This window comes from Paracoccus sp. (in: a-proteobacteria) (assembly GCF_032007265.1).
Classification (GTDB): Bacteria; Pseudomonadota; Alphaproteobacteria; order Rhodobacterales; family Rhodobacteraceae; genus Paracoccus.
This window is the reverse complement of sequence record NZ_DALZMB010000088.1, coordinates 1-15,457: the sequence shown is the minus strand read 5'-3', so window position 1 is coordinate 15,457 and position 15,457 is coordinate 1. Positions and strand designations below refer to the sequence as shown.

Annotated in this window: 13 protein-coding genes and 1 pseudogene; 5 read left to right on the top strand and 9 right to left on the bottom strand. The window is 60.6% G+C overall.

The features are described 5' to 3' along the window. The first annotated feature begins 379 nt into the window (after positions 1–379). From RTS12_RS15930 to RTS12_RS15915, 4 genes are all read left to right on the top strand, one after another. A complete protein-coding gene (locus RTS12_RS15930; protein WP_312530262.1) occupies positions 380–1,672 on the top strand; it encodes an efflux RND transporter periplasmic adaptor subunit in 1,293 nt (430 codons plus the stop codon). Between the two features lie 6 nt (positions 1,673–1,678). After that, positions 1,679–4,789, top strand: coding sequence for an efflux RND transporter permease subunit (locus RTS12_RS15925; RefSeq protein ID WP_312530261.1), 3,111 nt, complete (start codon positions 1,679–1,681; stop codon positions 4,787–4,789). Next, positions 4,786–5,832, top strand: coding sequence for a selenide, water dikinase SelD (selD, locus tag RTS12_RS15920; protein ID WP_312530260.1), 1,047 nt, complete (start codon positions 4,786–4,788; stop codon positions 5,830–5,832). The genes RTS12_RS15925 and selD overlap by 4 nt, the downstream gene beginning before the upstream one ends. A 147-nt stretch (positions 5,833–5,979) precedes the next feature. After that, entirely contained in the window at positions 5,980–6,510 is a 531-nt protein-coding gene (locus RTS12_RS15915; protein WP_312530258.1) for a hypothetical protein, read from the top strand. Between the two features lie 69 nt (positions 6,511–6,579). On the opposite strand, the gene RTS12_RS15910 is transcribed toward RTS12_RS15915, so the two are convergent. Genes RTS12_RS15910 through RTS12_RS15880 form a run of 7 tightly spaced genes read right to left on the bottom strand, consistent with a single transcriptional unit; the run spans position 6,580 to position 13,759 of the window. Beyond that, positions 6,580–7,344, bottom strand: coding sequence for an SDR family oxidoreductase (locus RTS12_RS15910; RefSeq protein WP_312530256.1), 765 nt, complete (start codon positions 7,342–7,344; stop codon positions 6,580–6,582). Next, positions 7,344–8,624 (bottom strand): L-fuconate dehydratase, encoded by a 1,281-nt coding sequence (locus RTS12_RS15905; RefSeq protein ID WP_312530254.1) that lies wholly within the window; start codon positions 8,622–8,624, stop codon positions 7,344–7,346. The genes RTS12_RS15910 and RTS12_RS15905 overlap by 1 nt, the downstream gene beginning before the upstream one ends. A 56-nt stretch (positions 8,625–8,680) precedes the next feature. Beyond that, entirely contained in the window at positions 8,681–9,619 is a 939-nt protein-coding gene (locus tag RTS12_RS15900) for an ABC transporter substrate-binding protein (protein WP_312530253.1), read from the bottom strand. A gap of 19 nt (positions 9,620–9,638) precedes the next feature. Beyond that, complete coding sequence (locus RTS12_RS15895) at positions 9,639–10,619, bottom strand: ABC transporter permease (protein WP_312530252.1); 981 nt, start codon at positions 10,617–10,619, stop codon at positions 9,639–9,641. Beyond that, on the bottom strand, positions 10,616–12,130 hold the full coding sequence (locus RTS12_RS15890; protein ID WP_312530251.1) for a sugar ABC transporter ATP-binding protein: 1,515 nt from the start codon (positions 12,128–12,130) through the stop codon (positions 10,616–10,618). The genes RTS12_RS15895 and RTS12_RS15890 overlap by 4 nt, the downstream gene beginning before the upstream one ends. Beyond that, a complete protein-coding gene (locus RTS12_RS15885) occupies positions 12,127–12,957 on the bottom strand; it encodes an amidohydrolase family protein (RefSeq protein ID WP_312530250.1) in 831 nt (276 codons plus the stop codon). The genes RTS12_RS15890 and RTS12_RS15885 overlap by 4 nt, the downstream gene beginning before the upstream one ends. Before the next feature lie 52 nt (positions 12,958–13,009). Further along, entirely contained in the window at positions 13,010–13,759 is a 750-nt protein-coding gene (locus RTS12_RS15880) for an SDR family oxidoreductase (protein ID WP_312530248.1), read from the bottom strand. Between the two features lie 82 nt (positions 13,760–13,841). Here RTS12_RS15880 and RTS12_RS15875 point away from each other — a divergent pair, with 82 nt between their 5' ends. Continuing rightward, positions 13,842–14,660 (top strand): IclR family transcriptional regulator, encoded by an 819-nt coding sequence (locus tag RTS12_RS15875; RefSeq protein ID WP_312530264.1) that lies wholly within the window; start codon positions 13,842–13,844, stop codon positions 14,658–14,660. A gap of 48 nt (positions 14,661–14,708) precedes the next feature. Here the strand turns inward: RTS12_RS15875 and RTS12_RS15870 are convergent, their stop codons facing one another. Continuing rightward, complete coding sequence (locus RTS12_RS15870; RefSeq protein ID WP_312530246.1) at positions 14,709–15,143, bottom strand: RbsD/FucU domain-containing protein; 435 nt, start codon at positions 15,141–15,143, stop codon at positions 14,709–14,711. A gap of 65 nt (positions 15,144–15,208) precedes the next feature. Continuing rightward, a pseudogene (locus tag RTS12_RS15865) lies at positions 15,209–15,457 on the bottom strand (hypothetical protein); the annotation flags it as partial.

The following is a 15,457-nucleotide window of genomic DNA, read 5'->3' as shown; positions in this document are numbered from 1 at the left end:
ACGCCCAACCCGGATCGTCCACGCCAAGACTATGACCCGGCCCCCGCCCCCCCCGCGCGGCCGCCAGCAACCAGCAGCGCCACTAGCCACCAGCCCGACCGCGACAGGCCAAATGCCCAGCGCCCTTTCGCCTGCTCTCGCAACTGTGAGCGCAGTAGTCATCCTCGTTTACTTGCCATTGGGTATGCCCGTAGAAGGTTCAAACGGACTACGCACCCGCTGAGACGAGGAACGACGCCGCATGCTCTGCTGCAAGACAAGTCGGTGGCCTTTGGCCGCCGCGATGATTTCCCTGCTAATTGCCACGCCCATCTTTGGTCAAGGCGCACCAGGGGGCGCAGGCAAAAGAGGGCCGCAGGGCCCGCGTGACGTTGGCGTCATGGCCGTCGCTGAAGAAAGCGTTCCCTATGTCGTGACCCTGCCCGGTCGCGCGGTGGCCTATCAGGAAACAGCAATTCGCCCGCAGGTCGGCGGCGAGGTGCGCGAAATCGTTTATGAGCCGGGACAACCCGTCAAAATCGGGGATACATTGTTCCGCCTTGACCCGGAAACTTTGGCAGCGGCCCTTGCCGCCGCCGAGGCAAGCGTGGCGGGCGCGCAGGCCAGCCTGACCTCGGCCGAGGCAACCGTGGCGCGATACCGCAAGCTAGAACGCTCAAGCGTCAGCTCGGTTGATCTGTCCAATGCCGAAGTTGCGCTGGCCCAGGCCAAAGCCAATGTCAAATCCGCCGAAGCCGCGCGCGATACTGCACAGCTCTCGTTGCGCCGGACCACGATCATCAGCCCCATCGATGGCGTGCCCGATGTGGCGGCGGTATCTGTAGGCGATCTGGTGACGGCCAATCAGGCAGATGCGCTGACCACGATCACCCAGCTTAATCCGGTCTATGTGGATGTCAGCGAATCCAGCGCCCGCATTCTGCGCAACCGCGAGCGCATGCAGGCTGGTAGCCTGTCCTCGAATGGCGATGCCGCCACGACGCTGGTGCTGGAAACCGGCGAGACCTATTCCGGCAAGGGCCGCCTGGTCAGCCCAGGGATTACCGTCTCCCCGACCACCGGAACCGTGCCGATCCGGCTGCAATTCGATAACCCCGATGCGCTGATCCTGCCCGGCCAGTTCCTGCGCGTGCAGATGACGCTTGGCACAACCCGTGCCGTGCTGATCCCCCAGCGCGCGACGCGACGTGCCTCGGATGGGACGCTGACGGCCTTTGTCGCCCGCGATGGCTTGGCCCAACAGGTCACACTGACCGAAAGCGGCTCGTATAAGAACTCATGGATCGTGACCCAAGGCATCAGCGAGGGCGAGCAAGTCATTCTTGACGGGCTTGAGAACCTGCGCGTGGGCGCCGAGGTCAAGCCTGTTCCAGTCACCATCGATGCCAATGGCGTGGTCCGCGACAGCACCGACCCGACCACCAGCACAACAGCTGTTGAGGTGACAGGCAAGGCCACGGACGAGGCAAGCGCAGAGCCCATACAGGGCAACGCGCCAAACGCAAGTGAGGCGGCCGGGGCAGCAACCACCCCTGACGCGCCCGCAGCCCCCCAGACGCCATCCGGCGAGACAACCTCCCAGACTGCCGCTGATGCGCCTGCCGCCCCGGCAGATCAAGTCAATGCAACAGATCAAGCCAGCCGGTCGGGTCAAGCGAACAAGGCGGACTAATCAGGCATGGCACATTTCTTTATCCACCGGCCGGTCTTTGCCTGGGTCTTGGCAATCGTCACCATGCTGGCGGGCGCCTTCTCGATCTTCTCGCTGCCCGTGTCGCAATATCCCGACATCGCACCAACGACAGTCCGGATTTCAGCCAGCTATTCGGGCGCAACCGCCGCGGCAGTCCAGAACTCGGTCACCACCCCGATCGAGGATGCGCTGACAGGGCTGGACGGGCTGCTTTATACGGTGTCCTCATCCTCGACGGGGCGTGCAACGATTACCCTGACATTCGACGACAGCGTCGATCCGGTTGACGCATTGAATGAGGTGCAATCCAAGGTCCGCTCGGTCGAAAGCAGGCTGCCCACGCCAGTGCAGACCTCGGGCGTATCCGTATCACGATCAACCTCGTCTATCCTGATGGTGGGGGCGCTGGTCTCGACCGGGAACAAACACAGCCGCATCGAATTGGGCAACCTTTTGGAAGAGGTCGTCGAAGGCCCGGTCAAACGTGTCGAAGGCGTCGGGGGCGTGAACATCTTTGGGTCGGGCTATGCCATGCGTGTCTGGCTGGACCCGCTGAAACTGGCGCAGTTTCAACTGACACCCGCCGATATCACCTCGGCGGTGGCGGCCCAGAACATGACCGTATCCGTGGGCAGCCTTGGCACCCAGCCCGTCGTGACGGGTCAGCAGTTCACCGCCACGATCACCGCGCAAAGCCAGCTGACCTCGGCGGATGACTTTCGCAATATCTTGCTGCGAACGGGCTCGGACGGGGCCAGCGTGCGGTTGGGAGATGTCGCGGAAATCGAAATCGGACAAGAGCGTTATGGCTCGGATTCACGCTTTGACCGCATGAACGCCTCGGGGTTCGGGGTGAACCTTGCGACAGGGGCGAATGCGGTGGAAACGGCCGCAGGCGTCAAGGCTGCGCTTGAGAACCTGAAAAGCGCGCTTCCCGAAGGCGTAGAGGTCCGTACCGCCTATGACACCGCCCCCTTTGTCGAACTGTCGATCGAAAAGGTCTATCACACGCTGATCGAGGCCATCGTTCTGGTCTTTCTGGTCATCCTGATTTTCCTGCAAAACTGGCGCGCCACGCTGATCCCGATCATTGCTGTGCCCGTGGTTTTGCTAGGCACCTTTGGCATGCTGGCCGCGCTTGGCTATTCCATCAACACGCTGACGATGTTTGCGATGGTGTTGGCAATTGGCCTGTTGGTCGATGACGCCATCGTCGTTGTCGAAAACGTCGAGCGCGTCATGGAGGAAGACAAATCCGACCCGGTCGAGGCCACCGAGAAAAGCATGAGCCAGATCTCGGGGGCGCTGGTGGGGATCGCGCTGGTGCTGTCTGCGGTCTTCTTGCCAATGGGTTTCATGGCGGGATCGACGGGCGTGGTTTATCGCCAGTTCTCGGTGACGATCATCACCGCCATGGTGCTGTCGCTGTTTGTCGCGCTGATCCTGACACCCGCGATGTGCGCCAGCATGCTAAAGCCCAACCACGGCCCGACCCGCTTTGCCCCGGCACGCTGGTTCAACGCGGGCTTTGATCGGCTGACCAATGGCTATAGCGCCACCGTTCGGCGCACCCTGCGCCGCCCGATGCTGGTCATGGTGGTGCTGGCATTGATCGGCTTTGGCGTCACCGATCTTTTCGGGCGCATGACCTCGACCTTTATTCCGACCGAGGATCAGGGCGTGCTTCAGGCCCAGATCAGCCTGTCCGAGGGCACGACCTCGCAACAGACTTCGGCCGTGGTCGAAGAGATCGAGAACTTTTTGCTCAACGATGAAAAAGACACGGTGGAATCGGTCTTTACGGCGCTGGGTTTCGGGTTTTCGGGCACCTCGCAGGCGCGTGCGATGCTTTTCATCAAGCTCAAGGATTTCGATCAGCGCAATACTTCTGCGCAATCTGCCAAGGCGCTGGCCGCGCGCGCGAATGCGAAATTCGGCTCTCATCGCGCCGGGCGCATCACCTTTATGCAGCCGCCCGCCATTCCAGGACTGGGAAACTCCTCGGGGTTCAGCATGTATCTGCTTGACCAGTCCAGCTCGGGCTCGGATGCACTGGGCCAAGCCTCGGACGCGCTTGAGGAACTGGCCGCCGCCGACAGCCGCCTGCAAAACGTCGAGGGCCGCGGCACCGATGACGAGGCGGCCTTGCGCATCGATATCGATCAGCAAAAGGCCGAAAGCTTTGGGCTGAAAGTGTCCGAGGTGAACTCGATGCTTTCGACGATTTTTGCGGGAACCGAGGTCAATGACTTTGCCCTTGGCGCCCAGCTGCGCCCCGTCATCGTGCAAGGCGGCGCGCAAAACCGCATGCAGCCCGAAGATGTCGAAAAATGGTATGCGCGCAATTCGGGCGGCGAGATGGTGCCCTTTACCGCCTTCATGTCCACCCGTTGGGAGCCAGTCGAGCCCAGCCTTGCCCGCTTTGACGGCGTCAATGCGATCGAGATTTCAGGTCAGGAAAGCGACAGCGCCAGCTCGGGGACGGCCATGGCCGCGATGGAGGAACTGGTCCAGCAGATCCCGGGGGGATATGGCTCTGCCTGGACCGGACTATCTTATCAAGAGCGCCAGTCTGGCAATCAGGCCCCCTTCCTTTACGCCTTGTCGGTGCTGGTCGTGTTCCTGTCCTTGGCCGCACTTTACGAAAGCTGGTCAATCCCCTTCTCCGTGATGCTGGCCGTGCCCGTCGGCGTATTGGGCGCGGTGGTCGCGGCGCTGGCCTTTGGGCAGGCCAATGACGTCTATTTCAAGGTGGGCATCCTGACGACAATCGGCTTGGCCGCGAAAAACGCCATTCTCATCGTCGAATTCGCGCGCGAACTTGAGGATAAGGGCAAATCCACGGTCGAAGCGGCCATCGAATCCGCGAAACTGCGTCTGCGCCCAATCCTGATGACCTCGCTTGCATTCATTCTGGGCGTCTTGCCGCTGGCCATCGCAACCGGAGCGGGGGCGGCTGCGCAAAATTCGATCGGAATCGGGGTCATGGGCGGGATGATCGCCGCAACCTTCCTTGGCATTTTCATGGTTCCGGGCTTTTATGTCGTTATCCGCCGCCTGACGACGCGGCGCAAAGACAAGGATCCGATTGCATGACCGACGTTTCCCCCCGACTGACCTCTCTGGCGCATGGCGGCGGATGCGGCTGCAAACTGGCCCCTTCGGTTCTGCGCGATTTGCTTTCTGATCAGCCGATTGCGCAGATGTTCCCGCAACTTCTGGTGGGGACCGAAACCGCAGATGATGCGGCGGTATGGCAGATCGACGACAACACCTGCGTGATCGCGACCACCGATTTTTTCATGCCGATGGTCGATGATCCGCGCGATTTTGGCCGTATTGCCGCGACCAATGCGATTTCGGATGTCTATGCCATGGGCGGGCGACCGATCATGGCACTGGCCATTCTGGGCATGCCCATCGACAAGATGGACCCCGCCGATATTCGTCAGATTTTGGCCGGAGGCCGCGAGATTTGCGCCGAAGCGGGCATTCCCGTTGCAGGCGGTCACTCGATTGACGCGCCCGAACCGATCTATGGCCTTGCCGTGATCGGATTGTGCCACCCCTCGCAGCTGCGGCGCAACGCCAGCGCGAAAGCGGGCGACAAGCTGATCCTGACCAAGGGGCTTGGTGTGGGCATCTATTCCGCCGCGATCAAAAAAGGCGTTTTGGATGAGGCCGGGCAAAAAGAAATGGTCGCCACCACCACGCTGCTGAACAAGGTTGGCACCGAGCTGGCCCAAAACCCCGATGTTCACGCCATCACCGATGTGACAGGATTTGGCATTCTTGGTCACGGGCTAGAGCTGGCACGCGGCGCGGGGCTGCATCTTGACCTGAAACTGGCCGATCTGCCGCTTTTGGCTCAGGCCTCTGCCTTGGCGGAAAGCGGGCTTTTGACCGGCGCCTCGACCCGCAACTGGGCAGCCTATGGCCATGAGGTCACCCTGCCTGCGGATCTGCCCCTGTGGCAGCGAAACCTTTTGACCGATCCGCAAACCTCGGGCGGGCTTTTGGTGTCTGTCGCCGCCGATGCCGCCGCGCAAACGCTGTCGATGATCCGTCAGGCGGGCTATCCTTTGGCCGCCATTATCGGCGAGGCGCGCGAGGGCACAGCCGGAATTACCGTCGCCTGACCCCGCGGTCAAAGCCCATGGCATGCCCCTGAAAAGGGCCGTGCCCTTGTTTTTTTCAACTACCGGAGAGCGATGTTCAGCTTTCAATCCGTCCTAGGCAAAGGTGAAAAGCTTCTGTGGCAGGGGCAACCACCGAGCGGCATTCTCTTGAATAAAAGCGATGCCCTGCTTGTCCCCTTTTCGCTGTTATGGGCAGGTTTTGCGGTTTTCTGGAATGTCGGCGTCTGGGCCACGGATGCGCCTGTTTACTTTCGGGCCTTTGGGCTGCCGTTTCTTTTGGTCGGCGCCTATATCACCATCGGCAGGTTTCTTGTCGACGGGTACCGGCGCAAGCGCACGCGCTATGGCGTCACCAATCAGCGCATCCTGATCGCGACAGGAATGGGGCAATCGGTGAAAAGCCTTGATATCGGCAATCTTCCGGCTTTGATCCTGGACGAAAGCCTAGACGGTTCCGGCACGATCAGCTTTACCTATCCGCTTGGCGACAACCTTCGCCCGAATTTTCCCTTGGATGTCAGCTCGGCGCCGCAATTTCGCAGGATCGAAAAGGCCCGCTCGGTCTATGAGATCATTCGCAAGGCCCAAAACACGCCCCAGCCCTTTGACCAAGGGGCCACGGGCTTAGCGCCCATGGATGCGGATTATTCAGGTTTTCAGGCGCAAGATCAGCGCTAAGGGGGCGGGGATTAGCGCGTAACTGATCCACGCCCCATAGCGACTTGAGACTTGTTCCGGTCTGGCGCCTTACCGCCCGATCGAGCGGTCCAGATGGGTGTAGCCGCCATCGGGGAAAATCCACTGACCGGTGGTGTGGCTGGCACGATCCGACAACAAAAAGGCGCAGCTGTCGGCGATCTCTCGCGCGGTGGTCATGCGCTGGCCCATCGGAATACGGCGCGTGATCTCGGCCAGGGCGCCTGCGGGATCGGGCATCGTATTCAGCCAGCGGCGATAAAGCGGCGTCATCACCTCGGCCACGACGATGGCATTGACCCGCACGCCATCGGGCAGGAACTCGACCGCCCATTCCCGCGTCAAACCCAGTTCGGCCGCCTTGGCCGCGACATAGGCCGAGGTGCCGCCCTGCCCCGTGACCGCGGTTTTCGAGCTGATATTGACAATCGCGCCCTTGCTTGCGCGCAGATCATCGGCCAGCAGATGCACCATCGTGTAATAATGAACCAGATTCTGGTTCAGGCTGGCGCGAAACGCATCCGGCCCCGCATCCAGGCCAACTCCGTCATTCGCCCCGGCATTGTTGACCAGGCCATGCACCGCGATATGGCGGTCGCGGACTGTGGCGACGGCGCGGCGGCAGGCCTCGTCATTGCTCAGCTCGACCTGAATGAAATCTGCCCCCGTTCGTGCCAGCCATTCAGCATCCGGCGGCGTGCGGCCAAAGATCACGGGCACCGCCCCCTCTTCGGCCAGAACCTCGACGATCCCTGCCCCGATCCCCGAGCCGCCGCCCGTGACCACGATCACCTTATCCGTCAGATGCAGATCCATCACTTGCCCCGAAAACGATAGGTTTCAAGGCTTTCCGGCTTCATCTGGATCGAGAAGCCGGGGGCTGATGGCGGCATATAAGCCGCATTCTCGATCACGCAGGGATGCAGAAAATGCTCGTGCAGATGGTCGACGAATTCGATGACCCGACCCTCGCGCGTCCCCGCGATGCAGATGTAATCGATCATGCTCAGATGTTGGACATATTCGCACAGCCCCACGCCACCCGCATGAGGGCAAACCTTAAGACCGTATTTGGCAGCCATAAGCATCACGGCCAGAATTTCGTTCACACCACCCAGACGGCAGCTGTCGATCTGAACGACATCAATCGCGCCCTCCATGATGAACTGCTTGAACATGATGCGGTTCTGGCACATCTCGCCGGTCGCAACCTGAATAGGCGCCACCCCCTCGCGGATCTTGCGATGCCCCGCAATATCGTCGGGCGAGGTGGGCTCTTCGATGAACCACGGCTTGGCAAAGGCCAGCTTCTTGACCCAGTCGATGGCCTGATCCACCTCCCAGACCTGATTGGCATCGATCATCAGATTGACGTCGGGGCCAACTTCGTCGCGCGCAATCGTCAGGCGGCGGATGTCATCATCCAGATCGCGGCCGACCTTCATTTTGATATGGTTAAAGCCAGCATCAACCGCCTCGCGGCACAAGCGGCGCAATTTGGCATCGTCGTAACCCAACCAACCCGCCGAGGTCGTATAGCAGGGATAGCCCTCGCGTTTCAGTGTCGCGATGCGATCTGCCTTGCCCTTGGCCTGTTGGGTCAGGAATTCCAGCGCCCATTCGGGCGTGATGCAATCAGTGATGTAACGGAAATCGATGCATCGCACCAATTCCTCGGGTGACATATCCGCCACCAATTGCCACACCGGCTTGCCCGCGATTTTGGCGTAAAGATCCCAGACCGCATTGACGACCGCGCCCGTCGCCAGATGGATCGCGCCCTTATCGGGGCCGATCCAGCGCAATTGGCTGTCGCCGGTGATATAGTGCCAAAACCGCCCCATATCCTCGGCAACCCACGCCATATCCAGCCCGACGACCAGCGGGCGCAAGGCCTCGATCGCGGTGATGCAGATTTCATTGCCGCGGCCGATGGTAAAGGTCAGGCCATGGCCTTCATGCGGGCCATCGGTTTCAAGGATGACATAGGCCGCCGAATAATCGGGGTCTGGGTTCATCGCATCCGAACCATCAAGCGCCTTCGAGGTCGGGAAACGCACATCGACAGTGCGCAGGCCGGTAATACGGGTGGTCATGGGGGGCTCCGCAGGAAAAGCGGGCCAGAGCGTGACACGCTCCGGCCCCGATTGGATCAATCGTAAAGAACAGCCGCGATTTCCGGGCTGTCGATGTTGGTTTTGTCGTACCAGAAGAAGCCGGTATCGATGTTCTTCTCGACCGTCTCGCCTTTGGCCGCGGCCAAAGCGGCCTTGACGGTTTCATAGCCGATGCCGACCGGGTTTTGCGTAATCGCCCCCGCCATCAGCCCGTCGCGAATCGCCTGTTTCTGCGCCGCGCCCGAATCGTAGCCGACGATCACGACCTTCGAGCCCATCTCGCGCACGCCGTTGACGACACCAATGGCCGAGCCTTCGTTGGCGCCGAAAATCCCTTTGAGATCGGGGTTCGCCTGCAAGATTGCCTTGGTGATCTCGGTCGATTTCAGCTGGTCACCATCACCGTATTCGGTGGCGACAATCTCGATTTCGGGGTGCTTTTCCTTCATCTGGTTCAGGAAACCGTCGCGGCGGTCGATGCCGGTACGCGAGGTCTGGTCGTGAACCACCAGCGCGACCTTGCCCGAGCCGCCGATCAGCTCGGCCATCTTGTCAGCGGCCAGGGCCGATGCGGCAAGGTTATCGGTCGAAGCGGTCGCAACGGGAATGTCGCTATCCACACCCGAGTCGAAGGCCACGACCGGAATATTGGCCGCTTGCGCCTGTTTCAGCAGCGGAATCGCGGCCTGACTGTCCAGCGCGGCAAAGCCGATGGCGGTGGGCTTTTTGGCCAGCGCGGCCGCCAGCATATCGATCTGGCGATCGACCTGAGTTTCGTTATCCGGCCCCTCAAAAGTGACGGTCGCCCCGAATTCCGCACCAGCTTTGTCGGCCCCGGCCTTCACGGCCTGCCAGAACTGATGCTGAAAGCCCTTCGAGATCAACGCGACATAGGGCTTGTCCTGTGCCGCACCAAAGCCTGTCGACAGCATCAAAGCCGCAGCGGCCCCCATCAGTATACGCCTTGTGAACATCATTGCCTCCCTAGCTGGTTCACTTGATTTTGCCGCGCCGCAGTTGATCTGCGTAAACGGCGATAATGATGATCGCGCCCGTCACAATGGTCTGCCATTCAGGCGCGACCGACAGGATGCGCAGACCGTTGGTCAGAACCGACATGATCAGCGCACCGATCAGCGTGCCCAAAATCGTGCCGCGCCCGCCCGCAAGCGAGGTTCCACCGATGACAACGGCGGCAATCGCATCCAGCTCGTATCCCTGCCCCAAGGCGGGCTGGGCCGAGTTCAGACGACTGGCGATCAGCAGTCCTGCAATGCCGCAGATCGCGCCCGCCAATGCATAGATCGCCATCTTCCACGCATCGGTATTCACACCCGACAGCCGCACCGCCTCTTCGTTCGAGCCAAGGGCAAAGGCGTAGCGACCCAAAAGCGTGCGCGACAAGATCCATGCGGCAAGCGCCGCCACCACGAACAGGATCAGCACGCCGTTGGGCACGGGCAATCCGGGAATGATCCAACCGATCAACGAGCCCTGCGAGATTTGCGTAAAGCCGGGCGTGTCATTGAAATAGATCGGCTTGGTCCCTGAAATGACCAGCGACAGACCTTTCAGGATCAGCATCATGCCCAATGTTGCGATAAAGGGCGGGATCTTCATCTTGGCGACAAAGGTCCCCGAGCAGAGCCCGCAAAAGGCCCCTGTCGCAATCGCGGCCAAAACGCCAAACGGCAAGGGCATCCCAAGCCAGGTCAGCACCACGCCGGTCATCACCGCACAAAAGGTCATCAGCGTGCCGACCGACAAATCGATGCCGCCGGTGATGATCACCAATGTCGCCGCAACCGCCAGCACCCCGTTCACCGAAGTCGCCTGCAGGATCGACATGATATTTGTCACCTGCAAGAACTGCGGCGAGGCAATGCTGAACACGATCAGCAAAACGATCAGACTGGCAAAGGCCAAAAGCTTTTGCTGAGCGCCGCCTTTCAGAAAAGAGGGTTGTGTACTCATGCGGCATCCTCTGTGGTCATGCTGTCGCGGCGGGTCGCAAGTTCCATGATGGCCTCTTGCGAGGAATGGGCGGGCAGAAAGCCCGTCAGGCGGCCCTCGCACATCACGGCGATGCGGTGCGACAGGCGCAAAACCTCGGGCAATTCGCTAGAGATCACGATGATCGCCTTGCCCTGTGCCGCCAGCCCGTTCAGCAAAGCATAGATCTCTGATTTCGCACCGATATCGATGCCTCGGGTCGGCTCATCGAAGATCAGAATATCGCAGTCGCGCAGCAGCCATTTCGCAATGACCACTTTTTGCTGATTGCCCCCGGACAGCAACCGCACCTCTTGGCGGTCACTTGGGGTTCGAATGCCAAGGCGCTTGATGAAATCCTTGGCAATATCGGCCAGTTTGCGCTCTTCGATGCGCCCCATCCGGTCGGAATATCCGGGCAGGCTGGCCATGGCGATATTGGCGCGCACATCCATCGGCAGGGCCAATCCGAAATGCTTGCGGTCCTCGGACAGGTAGCCGATACCCGCCCGCACCGCATCGCGAGGAGAGCGGATATTGACGGGCTGGCCCTTGACCAGAATCTGCCCGGCCTCTAGGCGGTCCGCGCCAAAAATAGCGCGCGCCACTTCGGTTCGGCCCGCGCCCATCAGGCCGGCAAAGCCCAGAATCTCGCCCGCGCGCAGATCAAATGACACGTCGCGAATGTCGCGCCCACGGGTAAGCCCGCGCACGGAAAGCATGATATTATTGCCTGACGTATCAGGGAATTGTGCGATTTCGTTGCCCAGCTCGCGCCCAACCATCATCGAGATGATCGTCGAAATCGGCGTATCTGCCGCCTGAACCGTGCCGACATATTTGCCATCGCGCATCACCGTCACCCGATCCGAGATCTGTTTGATCTCATCCATTTTGTGACTGATGTAGACGATGCCCACACCTTCGGCGCGCAATTGGCGAATGATGGTGAACAGCTCGGCAATCTCTGCATCGTTCAGCGCTGCCGTCGGCTCGTCCATGATCAGAATGCGGGAATTCAGGTTCAGCGCCTTGGCGATCTCGATCATCTGCTGGCGCGCAATCGTCAGCCCGCCAACCCGTGCCTTGGGATCGATGTCGATATTCATGCGCGCGAACAGTTGCGCCGCGCGCTGGTTCAGCGCCTTTTCATCGATACGGCCAAAAGATTGGCGCGGCTCTTGGCCAATCAGAATATTTTGTGCTGCGGTCAGATCATTCATCAGCGCCAATTCCTGATGAATGATCCCGATGCCCAAAGCCTGCGCGGCCCGTGGCCCGTCGATGGTCGCCGCCGCGCCATTCACCTGAATTTGCCCGCCGTCAGGGGTATAGACCCCCGAGAGGATTTTCATCAGCGTGGATTTCCCTGCGCCGTTTTCGCCCATCAGCGCGTGAACTTCGCCGCTGCGCAGATCAAAATTGACCGCATCTAGTGCTTTGACACCGGGAAAAGTCTTGGTGATGGCACTCATGCGGACAAGTTCGCTCATATCGCAACCCCGTAGAACCGAGCGGCCGAGCCGCTCATGATGTCATCACGCTCGTCCTGAGACAGATCCGCCAAAAGCGCCTGGGTCAAAGACCGCCAATGATCATAGTCGCTGGCCAGATTCAGGACGGGCCAATCGCTGCCCCAGATCAGCCGAGAGGGGCCGAACCAATCCAAAAGCTGCGCCACGACCGGGCGCAGGACAGCCAAGGGATCGGCCAATTGCTGCGGCGAAAGTTCGGTCAAAAGTCCCGACAATTTGCAGTGAATGCGCGGATCATCTGCCAATCGCGCCATGCCCGCACGCCACTCTTCATCGGTCTGCCCCAGGGCAAGCCGCGGCTTGGCAGCATGGTCGATGACAATGGCAAGGTCAGGATTGGCCGCGGCGAATTGTGCCAGAACATCCAGATGGCGGGGCGTGACCAAGGCGTCAAAGGTCAGGTTCATGCGCGACAGCGTGGCCAAGGCATCGGCGCGGGGCGCAGTCAGCAGCCAATCGGTCTGGGGGATATCTTGCAGCATCGGGCGAATGCCGCGAAAGCGCGGATTGTCTGCACGATCGGCAATATGCCCGCTTACACAATCAGAGCTTAGATCCACCCAGCCCACGACACCGGCCAAACGCGGATGGTTCAGGGATAGCAGAAAGTCCGTCTCGGCGGTGGTGGGGGCGGCCTGAACCGCGATGACGGGCGCGGTTCCGGGCATATCGTCGGGGCTAAAGTCGCGCCGGATCGGCGCAAGAGGGCCACCTTCGCCCTCAAGCCAGCCGTAATCGCCTCGGGCGAGGCTCCAGAAATGGCAATGCGCGTCGATCTCGGTCATGTCTGCGGCCCTCCCGATCCGCGTGCAGCCTGTATCGCGTCAGTGGTCCGGCCTAGATGGTCACGCCTCCGTCCACCGACAGCGCCTGCCCCGAGATAAATCGGCTTTCGTCAGACAGCAGATAAACCACCATCGGGGCAATATCGTCGACCGTAGCCAGACGACCCATGGGTTGGCGCGCGATAAAGTCCTTTTCGGCCTGAACCGGATCGGGCGAAGATGCGATGCGGCCGCGAAGGCTGGGCGTATCGACCGTGCCGGGGCAAAGCGCGTTGCAGCGCAGGCCTTGCTTCACGAAATCCGCCGCGATCGCCTTGGTCAGACCGATCACCGCTGCTTTGCTTGCGCCATAAGCCGTGCGGTTGGCAAAGCCTTTGATCGACGAGGCCATCGAGGCCATGTTCACGATCGATACCGTGCCGCCATCGCCCGCCTTGGCAAGCATTGCCGGCAAAAGCGCGCGGATCGTGCGCATCATTGCCTTGACGTTCAGGTCAAAGGCAAAGTCCCAATCCTTATCGGCAATATCCAGAACCGTGCCGTTGTGGACCACGCCTGCACAGTTGAACAACCCATCCAGCGCGCCCACTTCGGCGGCCAGCTTCTCGATCGCCTCGGTGCTGGTGACGTCAAAGACACGGGTTTCCATGCCCTCAAGCCCCTCAAGCAGGCTGGGATTCACATCAGTGGCGATAACCTGCGCACCTTCGGCGGCACAAGCGATGGCTGCGGCTCGACCAATCCCCTGCCCTGCAGCAGTGATCAAAATCCGTTTTCCGGCGAGCCTTCCCGTCTGAGCCATCTGTCCCTCCCTTGACGTGCGGTTCATATATGGACAGTCTATTCACATATGAATTTGTCTGGCAAGAAAAGTTTTCGCCGTGATGAAAGCCAAGGATCAGACCACCAAATCTGTCAAAGACCGCCCCCCGGCGCCGATATCCGATGCCGAATCCGCATCCGAGCGCTATCGCGCGCCCGCATTGGATAAGGGACTGGACATCATCGAACTGCTGGCCCGCCAGCCCGACGGCCTGACCCGAGCCGAAATCCAGCGCGATATGGGTCGCAGCCCGTCCGAGATTTACCGTATGCTCGAACGACTGATCGCGCGTGGATATGTTGTAAGGCTGGCATCGGGAGACCGCTATATGTTGTCGCTCAAGTTGTTTGTGCTGGCAAATGCCCATCCGCCGATGCGCCGTCTGGTTCAGCAGGCGCTGCCGCTGATGGATCGATTCGCGCTTGAAACCCGGCAATCGCTGCATTTGGTCATGCCCGATCACGGGGGCGCGGTCGTCGCTGCCCAGTCCAGTCCGGGCACCACTTGGGAGTTTCGTGTCCGCGTCGGTGCTAGGCTTGATTTGCTTGATACCGGCTCGGGGATCACCTTGCTGGCCTTTCGCGACGATGAATCCCTGTCCGCCATCCGTGCCCTGTGGAACGATTCGTCTTGCGATGCGCGGCTGCATGCGCTTGGCCCCGAGCTTGCACAGATCCGCGCGCAAGGGCACCGCATCGATGCCTCGCGCCAACTGGTGGGCGTTCAGGATATCTCGGTCCCGGTACTGAGCCATACCAACGAAGCAATCGCCGTCATCACCTGCGCCTATATCGCCCATCCAGATGGGGGCGCCGATGATGGGGTCACGCCCTGCATGCGCAAATTGCGCGCCCTGGCCGCCGAACTGGCTGTGGGCTGACGCATAGCTTGCACGTCAGCCACTGCGCGCGGTCAAAATCTGCGGGCATTAGCCTGCAATAATGCCCTTCTTCAGAATGACATTGCCATAAATCCGCGTCTCTTGGGTCTGCAGGATGGCAAAGGCATCACGCGCACGGGCGTAAAAATCAAAGCGCTCTAGCGAGCCCATACCCACCCCTTCGGCAGTGATCAGCGGGGTGATTTCCGCCACGGTCTGGGGAATGGCATCGGGCTGGTCCACCACCTGCATGCTGAGGCCCGCCTGAGGTACGAAGCTGTCTAGCGGCAAAAGCGTCAGGACCGCGCGGACCGCCTGCGTCAGATCCGAGCCGATGGTCAAAACCTGCCCGTAAACCGTATGCTGCGCGACGGAATGGGCTGGGAAGTTCGTATCAACGATCGCCAATTCATCACCATGCCCCATCATGGCAAGGACATGCAAAAGATCGGGTGAAATCAACGAAGAAATCTGTTTGAGCATGTCGTCCTTGAGAAAATCGGGCGCGCGGCAAGCCGGGCGCAGTGTGATGGGTTCAGTCTGATGGGCTAGATCATTTCCAGCGGCCGCGCCCGATCAGGCGCAGGAAAGATCCGGTCAAGTTGCAGCAAGACATCCTCATGGGTGACCAGATCAACTTGGGCCGCAACATGATTGGCAAGCACATGCGCGCGGCTGCCGGCTTTTGGAATGGCGATGGTCCCCGGACGGTTCAGCACCCAAGCCAGCGCCAGCTGCGCCGCAGTCAGCCCCAGATCGCCCGCAAGCGCCGCCAATCCGGTATGAGAGGCAAGGCG